We start from the raw sequence: 16,600 nt of genomic DNA, 5'->3' as shown, positions 1-16,600 counted from the left end.
TGTAAGAGGGGGCAAGGTCGCCCCCTGAATTCAAATAGAAATGTTTAGTTTTATGTTTTGATTCGATTAAGCGGTAGCAGGTTGACCAGCTGCTTCTTTATCTTTGCTTTCTTGAGCCGCTTCTTGGTCAAGTAGCGTCTTCTCGTAAGCTTTTAGGAACGGTAGGTACATCACCGCCGACATCGCCATACAGATGAAGCACATAATCACAGGACTGAATGCCCAGTTAGCTGCCCACGATGCACCGATAGGACCTGGTGTTGTCCATGGCGTTAGTGATACCACACGCTCTACAAGACCCATATCCAGTGCAAACCACGCTAGGGTTGCGTTGATCATTGGTACAAGGATGAATGGTAGGAAGAACACTGGGTTCATGATGATTGGTGCACCGAACAGGATTGGCTCGTTGATGTTGAAGATCGCTGGAACGCTACCCATTTTACCAATCGTTCTTAGGTGAACCGCTTTACTGCGCATTAACAGGAACGCAAGTGGAAGCGTTGAACCTACGCCACCAATCAGTAGGTAGTGGTCCCAGAAGCCTTGAACGAAGATGTGTGGAATCACTTCACCTGCCGCCATTGCTGCTTGGTTTACAGAAAGGTTTGCCATCCAGAATGGGTTCATGATGCCTGTTACGATCAGCGCACCGTGAATGCCCGCGAACCATAGGATTTGACACACAAGTACCGCTAAAAGTACCGCAGGTAACGAATCTGATGCAGCAACTAGTGGCTGTACTAATGCCATGATTGCTTCAGGGATGATCATGCCTGTTTTTGCTTCAATGAATAGGTTCAGTGGGTGAAGCGTTAGGATGATTGCCATCACTGGAATCAGGATTTCAAATGAACGCGCAACACCGGTTGGTACTTCTGGTGGAAGTTTGATTGTGATGTTGTTGCGTTTTAGGTAGGCATAGACCTCAGTCGCGTAAAGCGCTGTGATGATTGCTGTGAAGATACCTTGACCAGAGAAGTACTGCATTGACATGCTGCCGTCCGCTTGAAGCGGAGCCGCTACCAGTAAGAATGCCATCAGTGAGAGTAGGCCAGTCGTCACAGGGTCTAGATTGTGGTGACGAGCCAAGCTTGAACCTATCCCCACCGATATAAAGATCGTCATGATCCCCATACTCAGGTTGAACGGTAGCATCAGCTGTTCACGATAAGTATCCGAAAAGTTGAGCCAAGATTGAGCAAAGCCCCAGCTTGTATCAGGTGAAAATGGAGGGAAAATGAATACCAGCATGAAAGAGCCGACAATCATAAAAGGTAATGCGGCAATGAAGCCGTCACGGATAGAGGTAACGTATTTTTGTTGACCAATTTTGCCAGCGATAGGCGTCACCTTTTGTTCGATGACGTTGACCATTTTATCGTATAAAGCACTCATGGTTTAGTTCTCATTATTGATTTAGAAGGAGGGGTGCCCTAACTCTTAGCAGCAGCGAAGGAGTTTGTAGGGGCGGGCACCGAGTCAGGAGTTAGCCGATTAGTTCAAGTGCAAAGTCCAAAACCTTGTCACCCTTTTGCATGCCGTAATCCATCATGTTGATTGGCTCAACCTTGATGCCAAATTGATCCGCCACTTTTTGCAAATCACCTTGCATGTACTTCACTTGAGGGCCAAGTAACACCACTTCGTAGTTAGATACTTGCTCGTTGAATTCGCTTGCACCAAATGCCTTGATGTTGGCTTCAATACCACGCTCTTGAGCAGACGCTTCCATTTTTTTTACTAGCAGTGACGTAGACATACCTGCAGAGCAGCACAGCATAATTTTTTTCATTTTTTGTTTCTCCGAATCTTGGGTTCCTTTTTACTATGCATCTATGGAAATAATTTGGAAACCGGTTTCCAAGTGATTTCCGGTTGCTTGTGAAAGCGATCACGAGAATGTGTCACTGAGATGAATATTTCGTGATGGAGGTAACGATCTCTTGCCGATCTTTCAGGAACGGTTTCCGCAAGAGAGGGCACTGCGGTATTCTCTGCCTCGAACTGATAACCGGTAAAACAAAATGAACCATTCAATAATGCGAGTCTTTGCCTCGCAGGTAGAACAAGTGATGAATCCCGTCGCTAAGCTACTGATGCGCAGCCAACACCTGATGGCGCTGCGTGATGGTTTCCAGCTCGCGATGCCGTTTATCTTCGTTGGTTGTATGTTTGTACCAATTATCTTTCCGCCGTTTGCTAATGCAGAATCCGCTTTTTCGATTCGGTGGTTTGAATTAGCAAACACCTTAAGACCGGTTTTATTGCCGACCTATCAGCTGACGTTGGGCGTGGTTGGATTAATCGTGGCGTTTGGTATCTCTGCGAGTTTGGCTAAGCACTATCAACTGCCTGAGCGTTTGTCTGGTTTGACAGGTTGTATGGCGTTTTTGATGTTGATTGGCTTTGATTCGTTAGGGCCAGATCAGATCCGCTACTTAGGTGGGGCTGGTCTATTTACTGCAATCATCGCCAGTATTTATTCAATAGAAATTGTCCGTCTGTTCATTCGTCAGGGTTGGTATATCAAGATGCCTGACGATGTGCCTATTCTCACTGTGCAAAGCTTCAAGCTGATGATTCCGATCTTTGTTGTTGTCACTAGTCTGTCGATCTTCAATGTCGGGATGGAAGCAAAATTTGGCGTTCATTTTCCGCAGTTGATTGAAGCGTTATTTAGGCCGCTTGTATCAGCATCTGACAGCTTAGGCGCAGTGCTTATCTCGATCTTTATTTGCCAGCTTCTCTGGTTCATGGGGATTCATGGGGCCTTGATTATTACTGGGATCATGAATCCATTTTGGATGTCTAACTTATTGGAGAACCAAGCTGCTTTGGAAGAAAGTGCCGTAGCAGTTCTTCCACATATCTACCTGCCGGCTTTCTGGGATTTCTTTGTGTTAGTCGGTGGTGTCGGTTCTACTCTACCGCTGGTTTATTTGGCGATAAAGAGTCGTTCAAATCAGTTGAAATCGGTAGGTAAGGTGGGTTTGATACCGACGATATTCAATATCAACGAGCCCATTTTGTTTGGCTTTCCCATCATTATGAATCCGCTCTTTTTGGTTCCGTTTGTCTTCGTGCCGATGATTAATGCCACCATTGCCTGGTTCCTTACGTCAGCAGAGATACTCGATAGGGTAGTGATTATGATTCCGTGGTCTGTACCGGCACCATTAGGAGCGGCCTGGGCTGCCAATGGCAGTGTGGTCAATGCTCTTATGGTTTTGTTTGCAATCGTCAATGCCTACTTCTTGTATCTGCCGTTCTTTAGAGCGCATGAGAAAATTTTGGTTGAGCAAGAAGCAGAACGAGCTGAGTTGATGCGTCAGTACCAACAAAAGAGTTAGTTTCTATTAGACGACTGTTTTCGCTACATCATAGGTGCAAAAAAGCCCATACAGAAATTGTGCTGTATGGGCAAAATGCAGTGGGGGTGAATTAGGTTGAGGTTTAGCTTTCGTTGACATCTCGGATGTAAGCAAAGATCTGTTTTACTTCTTGCTCTGTAAGCACCGCATTCCACGCTGGCATGCCTTCATTGCCATTGAGTACCGTATCAATCAACTCACTTTCAGTTTCAAACCAAGATGTTAACCCATCGTAGATATTTGAAGGCTGCTCAGATAGAGCCTTTCCTGCAATACCATCGCCATGACCTTTCTCACCGTGACATGACTGGCATAAAGTCTTGTAGGTATCTTCTCCATTCATTCCCTCAATAGCAAAACTAGGTGCAGTGACAAGCATTAAACTCGCGCCTAACAGAGCACACGAAGCGGCTTTCGCAGTTTGCTTAGCGATCTGTTTTACAGTGTGCTCTTTGGTGTGGAAAGTCGCTTTCGTTGGAGAAGTTAGGTATTTCATTGGATAGGTTCCTGGTTTCAATCTTTAGTTGGCTCTTATCTTACTCAGGGTAAATTTACGTAAAGTGAGATGAATATTCATATTCTGTTCATAAACAGGCTGGATGTCGGTTTAAAAAGTTTCCCTACCAAGCTCACACATTCATAAATACTGATTGAAAAAATTAAACAAATGTTTATAGTGCAAACAAATGTTTGGCTTGTGCCATTTTCTAAATGAATGCTGTGAGGTCGAGATGACAGAGCGTGAAAATGAAATCTTAGCGCTGATAAAACAAGATCCGATGATTGCGCAGCAAACACTGGCTGATAAGTTAGGTTGCAGCCGCAGTGCGGTAGCTGGGCATATCATGAACTTGACTCGCAAGGGAATCATTCAGGGGAAGGGCTATGTGATTGCACCCGAGCAATACGCGGTTGTAATTGGTGGTGCCAATATGGACCTTTGTGGTCGTTCGGCATCTGAGTTGGTGCTGGGAGATTCCAACCCTGGTACGCTAACGAGTAGTGCGGGTGGCGTCGGTCGCAACATCGCGGATAACCTCGGTCGCTTAGGCTCGAAGGTTCAGTTCATAGGTGCCATTGGTGACGATAAATGGGGTGAACAGCTTCAACAAGCGTGTCGCTCTGCCAATGTCGGTGTTGACCACTGTGTGGTCGTAACCGGTGCAACAACAAGTAGTTATCTATCCATCCATGGGCCTGATGGTGAAATGCAAATTGCATTGAACGATATGGGTTTGATTGATCAACTGAACGCAGAAACGCTGTCTGACCGTGATGGTGTGATCAATTGTTCATCGGCCGTAATTCTCGATGCGAATCTGAGTGAGAGTGCTCTGGATTATCTGTTTAGTATCCATAAAGACAAGGCGATCTTGGTCGATCCGGTCTCTTCGGTGAAGGCGAGCAAGCTGATTCCGTACTTAGACCGAATCCACACGCTGAAGCCTAATAAGATTGAAGCCGAGCTTCTGTCAGGGATGAAGATCACCACCAATGATGACTTGCCTGTGGTTGCGGAATCTCTGCACAACAAAGGCATCAAAAACTTATTAATTAGCTTAGGAAGCGAAGGCGCGTTCTCTAGCTCTGTAAAACAAGTAATTTCGGTAGAAGAGTCAAACTCAGAAAAAGAGCAGCGATTCATTCCGCCATCAGCAACACAAATCAACAACGTCACAGGCGCAGGCGATGCCTTAATGGCAGGCTTAGCTCATGGTCACATGAGTGCATGGTCGTGGCAGCAAAGCGTAGACTTTGCACTCGCGGCTGCATGTTTGGCACTCAAGGCCGATAAAACAATCAATACAACAATGTCCGAACACTCAGTTCAACGTTTATTAGAGGAAAATTCACCATGTTAGAGAACTACTTAGACATTCAACCAGAAGTAGCAGAAGCTCTTGCGAACAACCAACCTGTTGTCGCTTTAGAGTCGACCATTATTTCTCATGGTATGCCTTATCCACGCAACGTTGAAACTGCACTATTGGTTGAGAAAACGATTCGTGATCAAGGTGCTGTACCTGCGACTATCGCTATCATCGGCGGTCGTCTTAAAGTGGGTCTAGACGAAGAGCAAATCACTCATCTTGGTAAAGCAGGCACAGAAGTAACAAAAGTAAGCCGTCGTGACATTCCATTTGTTGTGGCAGGTAAGAAAGACGGTGCAACGACAGTTGCAGCGACAATGATCCTAGCGGAAATGGCGGGTATCAAGGTATTTGCTACAGGTGGTATCGGTGGCGTTCACCGTGGTGCTCAAGAGACATTCGATATCTCTGCTGACCTTCAAGAGCTAGCAAATACTAACGTCGCGGTTGTGTGTGCAGGCGCGAAATCTATTCTCGATCTTGCACTGACTCGTGAGTACCTAGAGACTCAAGGTGTGCCAGTTATCGGTTACCAAACAGATAGCCTTCCTGCGTTCTACACTCGTGAAAGTGAGCACGGTATCGACTACCGCCTCGATTCTGCTGACGAGATTGCGCTTGCATTGAAAGCGAAGTGGGAAATGAACCTAAACGGTGGTGTTGTGGTTGCAAACCCTATCCCAGAAGAGTTCGCAATGGCGCCTGAAATGATCACGGAAGCAATTGAGACAGCGCTGAAAGAAGCGGACGAGCAGGGTATCTTTGGTAAAGAATCCACGCCATTCCTACTTGCTCGCGTATGTGAATTGACAGGTGGTAACAGCCTAGATTCAAATATTCAGCTAGTACTGAATAATGCGCGTTTAGGTGCAAATATCGCGAAGCAATACTGCGCATAATAATTCAAGTCAATTGATCCTATATTAAACCGAGGCCATCTCTAGGCCTCGGTTTTTTTATATCTGAATAAGACAGCGAGCAAGTATCCATCTCTTAGCGTATTGAAAGTTAAGCAAAAACTCAAAATGTGACAATCAATTGGTATGTTGTTTTGTTATTCGGCATTTTTTTCACATTGGCGCTGATATTGTTAATCCGTCGATTCAAGGTTGAATAATAATTAAGAGTATCTTATGAACAAAAAAACGATCGCATTGAGCATTTTGTTGGGTTTAACAGCCGTTGGTTGTACTAATACAGATAACATGGACGCACACTCTAATTTCCGTGGTGAGCAAGCACTAGAAGCTGACCAATCTCAGTGGTTCCGTGAGCTACGCATGGAAGACTGGGAGAAAGTGGTTCCTAAAGAAGATATTCGTGAGGTGTTGGCTCGCATTGATTCTGGTGAGAAGCTGCGAGATTTTATTAACACTGATGAACCTGGACATTGGACGTATGAGTTTACTCAAGCGGCGGACCAATTAGCAGACTCAGCGGATGACTATGATTCATACCGCAAAGCGTCAATGATGTACCTGATTGCGTCTTACCCAAACCACATGACGCAACAAGAGCATAAAGCGATCGAACGTTCAGTGGATGTTTACCTAAAAGCAGAAGCCTTGAGCACAACGATTGATGTTGAGCGAGTTGAGATGCCTCTACCGACCGGCGGTTCGATCACGGGTCTGTTACACCTACCTAAAGGCAGCAACGAGCCAGCCGTGATTCTTTACACCGGCGGTGTCGATAAAATTTTGACTGAGCATCGCGATGCGATTCAAGGGTTGTTGGAACAAGGTTATGCAGTACTGACATTTGATATTCCTGGTGGTGGTCTAAATAATAATATCCATATTGAGTTGGGCAAAGAAGACCAAGCACACCAAGCGGCATTGGCTTATGTGAAGTCTGATAAGCGCTTGAATAGTGAAGATGTTGGTGCGCTGAGTTCTTCTGGTGGTGGTGTGCCATTGATGACCTTTGCCATCAATACACCTGAGCTTAAAGCCGTGGTTGCTCGTTGTGCGGTTGTGACCGACGTTCTGACTGATACGGAAGTGTTCTATCATGCACCGCTTATGTCGTCGATGTCTTACGCGTACCGTATTGGTGTGGAAGATGTGAATGACTTGAGTACTTACGGTAATTGGACGGTTCCTCTCGCGTTGATGACGAAGGGCTATAAAAATGATGTGACAGACGTACCCGTACTGGCGATCAACACCAAAGACGATATGGTAAACCCGCCAGCAGAGATGCAATATACAGCTGGTCTGTCGACAAAGGGCGAGGTCGCTTACTACGGTAACTCTGGTCACTGTCCTGATGGTGCAGAAGCAGAGCTCGCGATCACAAACTTCTTCGATAAGTACATGTAATCAAACGATTAGAATGATGTCTTTAACAAGCCGCCAATATTCTTGGCGGCTTTACTGTTTTTAAGTCTGCTGTCATTTATCGTTCGCGAAATGAAGTCAGCTATGTATAATGCCAATCGTTTGCTTCGTATAACCCCAATGATATGGTTTGGGGGTCTCTACCAGTTCCCGCAAAGTGCTGATTACGAAGAGTTGAGATCGCTCCTGCGTCTTACTCTTTGTATTTATGGCATTTGAATAATCTTTAAATTTTCATCTATACCTAGAGTAAGTGCACCCAAATTTACGATTAGGTGAAATATGACAGCATTTATCCAAGGTCTTCCAAAAGTCGAACTGCATTTACATATCGAAGGTTCCCTCGAGCCTGAACTCGCTTTTGAACTGGCAAAGCGCAACAATATCGACATTCCATACGAATCCCCTGAAGCATTGAAACTTGCTTATGAGTTTGAAGACCTACAGTCCTTCCTAGATATCTATTACCAAGGGGCCAACGTGCTTCAATCAGAGCAAGATTTCTATGACCTCACCATGGCGTACTTGGTGCGTTGTAAACAAGACAATGTCATTCACACGGAAATCTTCTTTGACCCACAAACACATACCGATAGAGGGATTGCTTTCGAAACCGTGTTCAATGGTATCCACCGAGCATTAGACGTTGGCGAGAGCGAACTGGGTATCTCCTCGCACCTAATCATGTGTTTTCTGCGTCACCTATCTGAAGAATCTGCCATAGATACTCTTGAGCAATCTCTACCTTTCAAAGATAAGATCATTGGCGTTGGGCTGGATTCAAGCGAGCTAGGTCACCCACCAGAGAAGTTTACACGTGTATTTAATATGGCTGTAGAAGCGGGCTACTTAACAGTGGCGCATGCTGGTGAAGAGGGACCCGCGCAGAACATTATTGATTCTTTGGAAATGCTAAAAGTCAGTCGTGTTGACCATGGTGTTCGATGCGTCGAAGATGACAAGTTGCTAGCACGTTTGATCGAAGAAAAGACACCACTGACAGTTTGCCCACTGTCTAACATTAAACTGTGTGTTTTTGATGATATGAAGCAACACAACATCGTTGAGCTGTTGAGAAAGGGCGTGGCGGTGACCATCAACTCCGATGACCCTTCTTACTTTGGGGGCTATATGACGGATAACTTCTTAGCGGTGAATGAAGCTCACCCTATGACTCATCAAGAGTTAGCACAATTTACCCTCAACGCGATAGAGGGTAGTTTTATTTCTGATGAAATGAAGAACCGTTACCGTGAGCAGGTGATGGATTACGTTTCTAAATTCTAATCTGAAGTTTTAATCATGCTTCCCTCTAAAAGCGAGCCTATATGGCTCATTTTTGAGTTTATGGTTCACAAATTATTGAAAGGATTCGAGATTCGCGTAGCGGTGCTCTATTCTTCATACAGGTTAATAACAAGAAAAGGATATTCATGGTTAGGTTAACAATACTTGCAACGGCCATTGGTTTGGCATCATTCAATGTTTATGCGGACTCTCAAGTCGCCGATTCGGTGGCTCCGGAAGCAACCAACGAGGTTGTCTCAAAGAAAGCGGTGGAGGCTGAGGAGTTCATTGTTACAGCGGCACATCCACTAGCGGTAGAGGCAGGTTATGATGTTCTAAAATCTGGTGGTAGTGCTGCTGATGCGTTGGTTGTCGTTCAAACGGTGCTTGGTTTGGTTGAACCACAATCTTCCGGTTTAGGTGGCGGGGGATTTTTGGTGTATTGGGATGCCAAAGAGAAGAAACTCACCAGCTTTGATGGGCGAGAGACAGCCCCGTTAGCAGCCAGACCCGAGTTGTTCCAAGATGAGAACGGTAAACCTCTTAAGTTCTTTGATGCGGTTGTCGGTGGACGCTCCGTTGGGACACCAGGCACCGTCAAACTGCTTGAAACCATGCATCAAAAATACGGTGATAAGCCTTGGTCTGAGTTGATGCAGCCTGGAATCGTCTTAGCGAATAAAGGCTTCGAAGTATCACCGCGAATGGCGGCTTCTATTGCTAACGATCAAGAACGTCTTGCTCGTTATCCCGATACCAAAGAGTACTTTTTCACTCAAGACGGCGAGCCCTTACCTGAAGGGCATTTGTTGGTGAACAAGGCTTATGCTCAGACTCTAGAGGCATTGGCTAAAGGGGGCTCTGAGCCATTCTATTCAGGCCAAATCGCTAAAGACATTGTTGCTAAGGTGACCTCGGTTGAAGACAACCCTGGCGTTCTGGCGATGGAGGATTTTGCGACCTATAAAATCCTTGAGCGGGATGTGGTCTGTTCTGCTTATCATCAATATGATGTTTGCGGAATGGGGCCACCGAGCTCAGGCGCTTTGACTGTTGGTCAGATCCTTGGAATCTCTAGTCATTTTGATTTAGCCAAACTCGGCGCAGACAACCCTACATCTTGGCAAATTATTGGTGATGCCTCTCGTCTGGCGTTTGCGGACCGTGGTCGCTACATGGCGGATACCGACTTTGTTCCTATGCCAGAAGGTTTACTGGATTCAGAATACCTGAAGCAGCGTGCGAGTTTGATTGAAGAAGGTAAAGCATTAACTGAGGTTTCGGCGGGTGAACCACCTTGGAGTATCAAAATGGCGATGGCGGATGATGAGTCTATCGAGCTACCAAGTACGACTCATATCGTGATTGTCGATGGTGAAGGCAATATCATCTCAATGACCAGCACGATTGAGAATGGCTTTGGCTCACGTGTGATGAGCAATGGTTTCTTGCTTAACAATGAACTTACCGATTTCTCGTTTGCAGCGCATAAAGATGGCTATCCCATTGCCAATCGAGTCGAACCAGGTAAACGACCACGCTCTTCAATGGCTCCCACTATTGTGATGAAAGAGGGTGAACCTTATATGGCGGTGGGCTCCCCTGGAGGTTCACGCATTATTGGGTATGTGACAAAAACGCTGATTGCTCATATCGACTGGGGAATGCCAATTCAGCAAGCGATTGAAATGCCGAACATGCTGAATCGCTTTGGGGCTTATGACATCGAAGCGGGGACGGATGCTGAGAAGTTTAAAGCGCCACTTGAAGAGATGGGATTCAAGGTCAACGTGCGAGACTTGAACTCTGGCTTACACGGCGTGGTGTTTAGCGATGGCAAGATGATTGGTGGTGCAGACTCAAGGCGAGAAGGTATTGTGTTAGGCGATTAATCGCAAAAGGTTACAGCCGCTCAATATTCAGTCTATTAAAGAAGCCGCGATGCAGAGTGTTATGCATCGCGGCTTTGTTTTGTCTCATTCCTATCAGTATTAGCTACTTTTACTTGATTTCCAACACCGCAGCTTCATAAGGTTTTAGCTGCAACTCATACAGTGAAGAGATGCTCTCGCCGTAGTTAGAAAGCAAGGTGTTAGCAACCTCATAATCGTAAGTACGCGTTATCGTGTCACCCGTGAAGTTAGCCAAAGTTAGCAGCTTAGTCCCTTCATGTTCACGGATGTACGCATAAATCTGAGCATCTTGTGGGTCAAGTAAGGTATGCACACCATACACGACCGCAGGGCCATAGTTTTCACTCTTACGCAAACTAATCAGTTGACGATAGTAATGATAAACAGAATCTTCGTCCTCATGGTTTTCTTTGGCGTTGATCTTGGTGAAGTTCTCGTTGATCGGTAGCCAAGGGGTCCCTGTAGTAAAGCCAGCATTATCGCTGTCGTCCCAGTGCATTGGCACTCGAGCGTGGTCACGTGAGAAGTCATTCAAGAAAGCAATCGCGTCTTCTGGTGCTACGTTTCGTTCCATCATCTTTTGGTAGTGGAACTTAGCCATCAGATCATTGAATTCATCAATGTTGTTAAAGTGCTTATTGGTCATGCCCAGCTCTTCACCTTGATAGATATAAGGTGTGCCGCTCATCATATGAAGTACGGTACCCAGCATTTTCGCACTGGTTTTACGGTATTCGTCAGAGTCATTACCGTAACGGGAAACGGCACGAGGTTGATCGTGGTTACTCCAATAAACGCTGTTCCAACCATTACCATGCAGATCTTCTTGCCACTTGGTCATGATCGATTTGTACTGAACCAAGTCGAAAGGTCTCTTCACGGCATTGTGCTCTTCGCGATCAATGCTCACATGCTCGAACTGGAAGATCATGCTGATCTCTTTACGCTCTGGACAAGAGTAGAAGCGACCGTCTAGCGTGCTAGTAAATGGTGTTTCACCCACGGTGATGACATCGTAATGTTGAAGTACTTCTTCATGCATCTCACGTAGGTATTGATGGCAAAGCATGTTGTTTGCCCAGTGCTCCCATCCTGCAACTCCTTTGTCGAAGATGGTTGCATCTGGGAAGTCAGAAGGTTTACCTATCATGTTGATCACATCCATACGGAAGCCACCTAAGCCTTTTTTCAGCCAGAAATGCATCATGTCGTACACGGCGTTTCGAACCTCAGGGTTTGCCCAATTTAGGTCGGGTTGTTCGTCGGCAAACAGGTGTAAGTAATACTGCTCAGTTTCTTCATCCCATTTCCATGCTTTAGGGGTAAAGAATGACTCCCAATTGTTTGGCTCAGAACCATCTTCTTTTGCATCTTTCCAGATGTACCAATCCCGCTTTGGGTTGTCTTTGCTTGAGCGAGATTCTTGGAACCATGGATGTTGATCAGAGGTATGGTTGACCACCAAGTCCATAACGATCTTGATGCCGCGTTTATCGGCCTCAAAAAGCAGCTTTTCCATGTCAGCCATGGTTCCGAACTCGGGTGCGATTTCTCGGTAGTCAGAGATGTCATAGCCGTTGTCATTCATCGGTGATTTGTAAACAGGGCTTAGCCAAATCACGTTCGCACCCAAGTCACGAATGTGGTCGAGTTTTTCAATGATGCCAGGAATATCACCCACGCCATCGCCATTCGAGTCGTTAAAGCTTCGAGGGTAGATTTGATAGACGACGGAATCGTGCCACCAACGCAGTTTTTTGCCAGAATCGGATTGTTGACTGCTTGTCTTGGTCATTTGGGGTACTCCTAGATCAACATTGTTTTGAAGTTAAGTTTGGCGCTTTTTGAATAAGTTTTTCGTATTTCTTCGCGCGAGCTTAAATTAACCATTATCTAGGGAGGGTTTTGAATCTGATATGGCTCGCAATTTGATGTGATTCATAAAACGGATGTAAATATGCTCAATTAGTTGATCGGAAACACACATTGCGACTGTTTGGTAAACAATTTCATCTTTTGTTGTTTATGTTAGAGCTATGGCTTATTGGAATAAGTCTTTAACACATAACAAGAAAAACATCATTCTGGTTTACGTATGGCTGAGTCCCCTTGTTTGAATTTTGCCCTGCGTAGATTGGTACCTAGTATCCAATACACGGAGTTAAACAGATGAAAACTACTCTACTTGCAGGCGCAGTTGCCCTGGCTGTCGCTTCTACATCCGCTTTTGCTGCAGACCTCATGTACGCACCAGGAGAAGACGATAGGTTCAACTGGCAAAGTTATGAAGAACTTAAGAAAGTCGACCTGAAAGGCGAAGTCATCACGTTAAGTGGCCCATGGCTTGGTCCGGATAAGGCATTGCTAGAAAGTGTCATCGCTTACTTTGAAGAAGCGACAGGCGCGAAGATCGAATACGCAGGCTCTGACTCATTCGAACAGCAAATCGCGATTGATGTGCAAGCGGGTAGTGCACCAAACATTGCTATCTTCCCACAGCCTGGTTTAGCGGCTGATATGGCATCTAAAGGCTTTCTAACACCACTGCAAGATGGAACTAAAGAGTGGATTGAAGAGAACTATGCAGCTGGTTCTTCATGGGTAGACCTAGGTACTTATGCCAACAAAGAAGGTAAAGAAGAGCTTTACGGCTTCTTCTACAAAGTGGATCTGAAATCACTGGTTTGGTACGTACCCGAGAACTTTGAAGATGCGGGTTACGAAGTTCCTGAAACTATGGAAGAGCTGAAAGCGCTGACAGAACAAATCGTTGAAGACGGCGATACGCCTTGGTGTATTGGTATAGGCAGTGGTGGTGCAACGGGTTGGCCAGCAACGGATTGGGTTGAAGATATGATGCTGCGCACTCAATCTCCGGCTGATTACGATCGTTGGGTAACCAATGATCTTAAGTTTAACGACCCGAAAGTGATTGAAGCGATCGAAGAGTTTGGTTGGTTCATGAATGATGATTTCGTTGATGGTGGTGCTCGCGCTGTGGCTGCGTCTGACTTCCGTGACAGCCCTAAAGGTCTGTTTAGTTCGCCAGCGAAATGTTATCTACACCGTCAAGCGTCGTTCATTCCAAGCTTCTTCCCTGAAGGTGTTGAACTGGGAGCGGATGCTGATTTCTTCTACTTCCCTGCTTACGAGTCTAAAGACCTAGGTAAACCAGTGCTGGGTGCCGGTACGCTTTGGGGTATCACCAAAGATTCGAAAGGGGCTCATGAGTTCATCAAGTTCCTTCAAACGCCAATCGCACACGAAATCTGGATGGCACAATCTGGTTTCTTGACACCGTTTAAAGGTGCCAATGTTGATGCTTACGGTAACGACACACTGAAGAAACAAGGTCAAATCCTACTGGATGCAACCACATTCCGCTTCGATGGCTCTGACTTGATGCCAGGTAAGATCGGTGCAGGTGCATTCTGGACGGGTATGGTGAACTACTCTGGTGGCGAGTCTGCAAAAGAAGTAGCGGATTCTATCCAAAACACTTGGGACGCAATCAAGTAGTCCTTTGCTTAAACAGGTACGCTCAACAGCGTACCTGTTGCTTTAGTTTAAGATATTGATTTGTCGATAGATTATAAATTTATAATTTGAGGTTGTGCAATGGACCAACTCTATTCGTCTATCTTCATCATGGTGCTTGGCGTTGCTGGCTGTGCGTTTTACTTTCTTGGAAGTAATTGGCTACTGACCGTTCTGTTTCCTGTCCGTGGTGTTTCTAATGCACAAATGGCCAAAAACCTCACTCGCGCGGCGGCTATCCGTCCGTGGTTGTTTTTAGGTCCCGCATTAGCTTTCTTGGGGCTTTACCTCGTTTACCCTGTTTTTGATTCCTTCATTCTTTCTCTTCACGACCGCTCAGGCGAAGAGTTCGTCGGTTTAGATAACTATATCTGGTTGATTAACGACCTAGAGTTCAGAGAATCTTTATTTAACAATGTGTTGTGGCTATTGGTTGTGCCTGCGGCTTCGACCTTTTTTGGCCTAGTGATTGCCGCGCTTACTGATAAAGTCAGCTGGGGCAACATCGCTAAGAGTTTGATTTTCATGCCGATGGCGATCTCATTCATCGGTGCTTCGATCATTTGGAAGTTTGTATACGACTACCGCGCGGAAGGTTCTGAACAAATCGGTATCCTGAACGCGATTGTTGAGTACTTTGGCGGTACCCCGACCGCGTGGATCACACTGCCTTTCTGGAATAACTTCTTCTTAATGGTCATCCTTATCTGGATCCAAACTGGTTTTGCGATGGTGATTCTGTCTGCAGCACTGCGTGGTATCCCCGAAGAAACCGTTGAAGCGGCAGTACTTGATGGTGCGAATGGTGTTCAGATCTTTTTCAAAATCCTCATTCCTCAAATTTGGGGAACCATTGCGGTGGTGTGGACCACGATCACCATTACCGTACTGAAAGTCTTCGATATCGTATTGGCCATGACCAATGGTCAGTGGAATACCCAAGTACTGGCAAACATGATGTTTGATTGGATGTTCCGAGGAGGCGGTGACTTTGGCCGTGGTGCCGCGATTGCGGTGGTGATTATGCTTGCAGTTATTCCTGTGATGGTTTGGAACATTCGTCAAGCAAATGCACAAATGGAGGGGCGCTAATGAGCGGTACCGTAAAAGAAGCGCGCTTTGGTTTGAGCAAATTAAGACGCTCACCACTACAGATTGTTGTTCATCTATCTGTGCTGTTATTGGTGATCCTTTGGACGCTGCCAACGGCAGGACTGCTGATTTCTTCTTTCCGTGATAAAGACCAGCTTGCTATATCGGGCTGGTGGACGGCGCTATCAGCGTCGGAACAAAACCTAATTGCTCGAACAGATCATCCAGATACACAGATTGAGCGCGATGGATTATTTGTTCTCGAAGGGAAGATTGCCGATAAAAATGGTGATCCTGTTGAGGTCATCGCTTTTGGATTCTCTTCTAAAGACCCTGCGGGTTTTGAAGTGGACGCTATTGCAGAGATGCGTAACGGCGGAACGTTAACAGTTTCTGCTGATGGCACTTACGTGATGACGTCTCCGAAGGAATTTAAAGGCTCAAGAGGGAAACGACTCTTTTATACAGCCATTGTTCCGCCTAAGTTCAGTTTGGATAACTATCGAGAGGTACTTACCTCGGAGGGGATAGGGCAGTCGTTTATTAACTCCCTGACCGTGACCATACCAGCGACCGTGATTCCAATCCTGATTGCTGCTTATGCCGCGTATGCTCTGTCTTGGATGAAGCTCCCAGGGCGTGGGTTGTTAATTGCACTCGTGGTTGGCTTGCTTGTGGTGCCACTGCAAATGTCACTAATTCCATTGCTACGTCTGTACAACGATATTGGTGCTTTCTTTGGTGTTGGAGCGAAAACCTATCTCGGGATATGGCTTGCTCATACCGGTTTTGGTTTGCCATTGGCAATCTATCTACTACGAAACTACATCTCGAACTTACCGAGGGAAATTATTGAGTCAGCTCGTGTGGATGGTGCAACCGACTTCGAGATCTTTATGCGAATCGTATTGCCATTATCGTTCCCTGCACTCGCATCGTTTGCCATATTCCAGTTCCTATGGGTTTGGAATGACCTCTTAGTTGCGACGGTGTTCTTGGGCGTAGGTGAAAACGAGCTTGTTCTGACAGGGCGCTTGCGTGAGCTACTTGGCTCCCGCGGTGGTAACTGGGAAATCTTAACGGCATCGGCGTTTGTGTCGATTGCAGTGCCATTAGCTGTATTCTTCTCATTACAGCGTTACCTCGTACGTGGTTTGTTGTCTGGTTCAGTTAAATAAGCATTT

At 45.9% G+C, this 16,600-nt stretch carries 13 protein-coding genes and 1 riboswitch; of the genes, 9 read left to right on the top strand and 4 right to left on the bottom strand.

What is annotated here, in order from left to right; all coding sequences use genetic code 11:
• Positions 1-66: 66 nt before the first annotated feature.
• Together DPF91_RS00340 and DPF91_RS00335 are read right to left on the bottom strand one after the other, a co-directional pair.
• The gene (locus tag DPF91_RS00340; RefSeq protein WP_117232447.1) at positions 67-1,398 is read right to left on the bottom strand and encodes a PTS sugar transporter subunit IIC; all 1,332 of its coding nucleotides are present in this window, start codon (positions 1,396-1,398) and stop codon (positions 67-69) included.
• A gap of 91 nt (positions 1,399-1,489) precedes the next feature.
• Positions 1,490-1,795, bottom strand: coding sequence for a PTS sugar transporter subunit IIB (locus tag DPF91_RS00335; protein ID WP_117232446.1), 306 nt, complete (start codon positions 1,793-1,795; stop codon positions 1,490-1,492).
• Between the two features lie 232 nt (positions 1,796-2,027).
• Here DPF91_RS00335 and DPF91_RS00330 point away from each other — a divergent pair, with 232 nt between their 5' ends.
• Complete coding sequence (locus DPF91_RS00330; protein WP_164683960.1) at positions 2,028-3,353, top strand: PTS sugar transporter subunit IIC; 1,326 nt, start codon at positions 2,028-2,030, stop codon at positions 3,351-3,353.
• 103 nt (positions 3,354-3,456) lie between these two features.
• Here DPF91_RS00330 and DPF91_RS00325 read toward each other — a convergent pair whose 3' ends face one another.
• On the bottom strand, positions 3,457-3,870 hold the full coding sequence (locus DPF91_RS00325; protein WP_241033725.1) for a c-type cytochrome: 414 nt from the start codon (positions 3,868-3,870) through the stop codon (positions 3,457-3,459).
• 235 nt (positions 3,871-4,105) lie between these two features.
• Here DPF91_RS00325 and DPF91_RS00320 point away from each other — a divergent pair, with 235 nt between their 5' ends.
• The 5 genes from DPF91_RS00320 to ggt all read left to right on the top strand — a co-directional run bounded on the left by DPF91_RS00320 (position 4,106) and on the right by ggt (position 10,766).
• Positions 4,106-5,236 carry a PfkB family carbohydrate kinase gene (locus tag DPF91_RS00320; RefSeq protein WP_117232444.1) on the top strand — a complete coding sequence of 377 codons (1,131 nt, stop codon included), beginning with the start codon at positions 4,106-4,108 and terminating at the stop codon, positions 5,234-5,236.
• Complete coding sequence (locus DPF91_RS00315) at positions 5,230-6,144, top strand: pseudouridine-5'-phosphate glycosidase (RefSeq protein WP_117232443.1); 915 nt, start codon at positions 5,230-5,232, stop codon at positions 6,142-6,144. Before DPF91_RS00320 ends, DPF91_RS00315 begins: the two co-directional genes overlap by 7 nt.
• Before the next feature lie 234 nt (positions 6,145-6,378).
• On the top strand, positions 6,379-7,569 hold the full coding sequence (locus DPF91_RS00310) for an alpha/beta hydrolase (protein WP_117232442.1): 1,191 nt from the start codon (positions 6,379-6,381) through the stop codon (positions 7,567-7,569).
• Between the two features lie 105 nt (positions 7,570-7,674).
• Positions 7,675-7,774, top strand: a riboswitch (purine riboswitch).
• A 95-nt stretch (positions 7,775-7,869) separates the two neighbouring features.
• On the top strand, positions 7,870-8,874 hold the full coding sequence (locus DPF91_RS00305) for an adenosine deaminase (RefSeq protein WP_117232441.1): 1,005 nt from the start codon (positions 7,870-7,872) through the stop codon (positions 8,872-8,874).
• A gap of 146 nt (positions 8,875-9,020) precedes the next feature.
• The gene (gene ggt, locus DPF91_RS00300; protein WP_117232440.1) at positions 9,021-10,766 is read left to right on the top strand and encodes a gamma-glutamyltransferase; all 1,746 of its coding nucleotides are present in this window, start codon (positions 9,021-9,023) and stop codon (positions 10,764-10,766) included.
• Positions 10,767-10,875: 109 nt separating this feature from the next.
• Here the strand turns inward: ggt and DPF91_RS00295 are convergent, their stop codons facing one another.
• Positions 10,876-12,582 (bottom strand): glycoside hydrolase family 13 protein, encoded by a 1,707-nt coding sequence (locus DPF91_RS00295; RefSeq protein ID WP_117232439.1) that lies wholly within the window; start codon positions 12,580-12,582, stop codon positions 10,876-10,878.
• A 374-nt stretch (positions 12,583-12,956) separates the two neighbouring features.
• On the opposite strand from DPF91_RS00295, the gene DPF91_RS00290 reads away from it, so the two are divergent.
• The 3 genes from DPF91_RS00290 to DPF91_RS00280 all read left to right on the top strand — a co-directional run bounded on the left by DPF91_RS00290 (position 12,957) and on the right by DPF91_RS00280 (position 16,594).
• Positions 12,957-14,306, top strand: coding sequence for an ABC transporter substrate-binding protein (locus tag DPF91_RS00290; RefSeq protein WP_117232438.1), 1,350 nt, complete (start codon positions 12,957-12,959; stop codon positions 14,304-14,306).
• A gap of 99 nt (positions 14,307-14,405) precedes the next feature.
• A complete protein-coding gene (locus DPF91_RS00285) occupies positions 14,406-15,416 on the top strand; it encodes a carbohydrate ABC transporter permease (RefSeq protein ID WP_117232437.1) in 1,011 nt (336 codons plus the stop codon).
• Positions 15,416-16,594, top strand: coding sequence for a carbohydrate ABC transporter permease (locus DPF91_RS00280; protein WP_206355523.1), 1,179 nt, complete (start codon positions 15,416-15,418; stop codon positions 16,592-16,594). Before DPF91_RS00285 ends, DPF91_RS00280 begins: the two co-directional genes overlap by 1 nt.
• Positions 16,595-16,600 lie beyond the last annotated feature (6 nt).

This window comes from Vibrio maerlii (genome assembly GCF_003415655.1).
GTDB classification, from domain to species: domain Bacteria; phylum Pseudomonadota; class Gammaproteobacteria; order Enterobacterales; family Vibrionaceae; genus Vibrio; species Vibrio maerlii.
The sequence above is the reverse complement of the archived record's forward strand: the minus strand, read 5'-3'. Positions and strand labels throughout refer to the sequence as shown.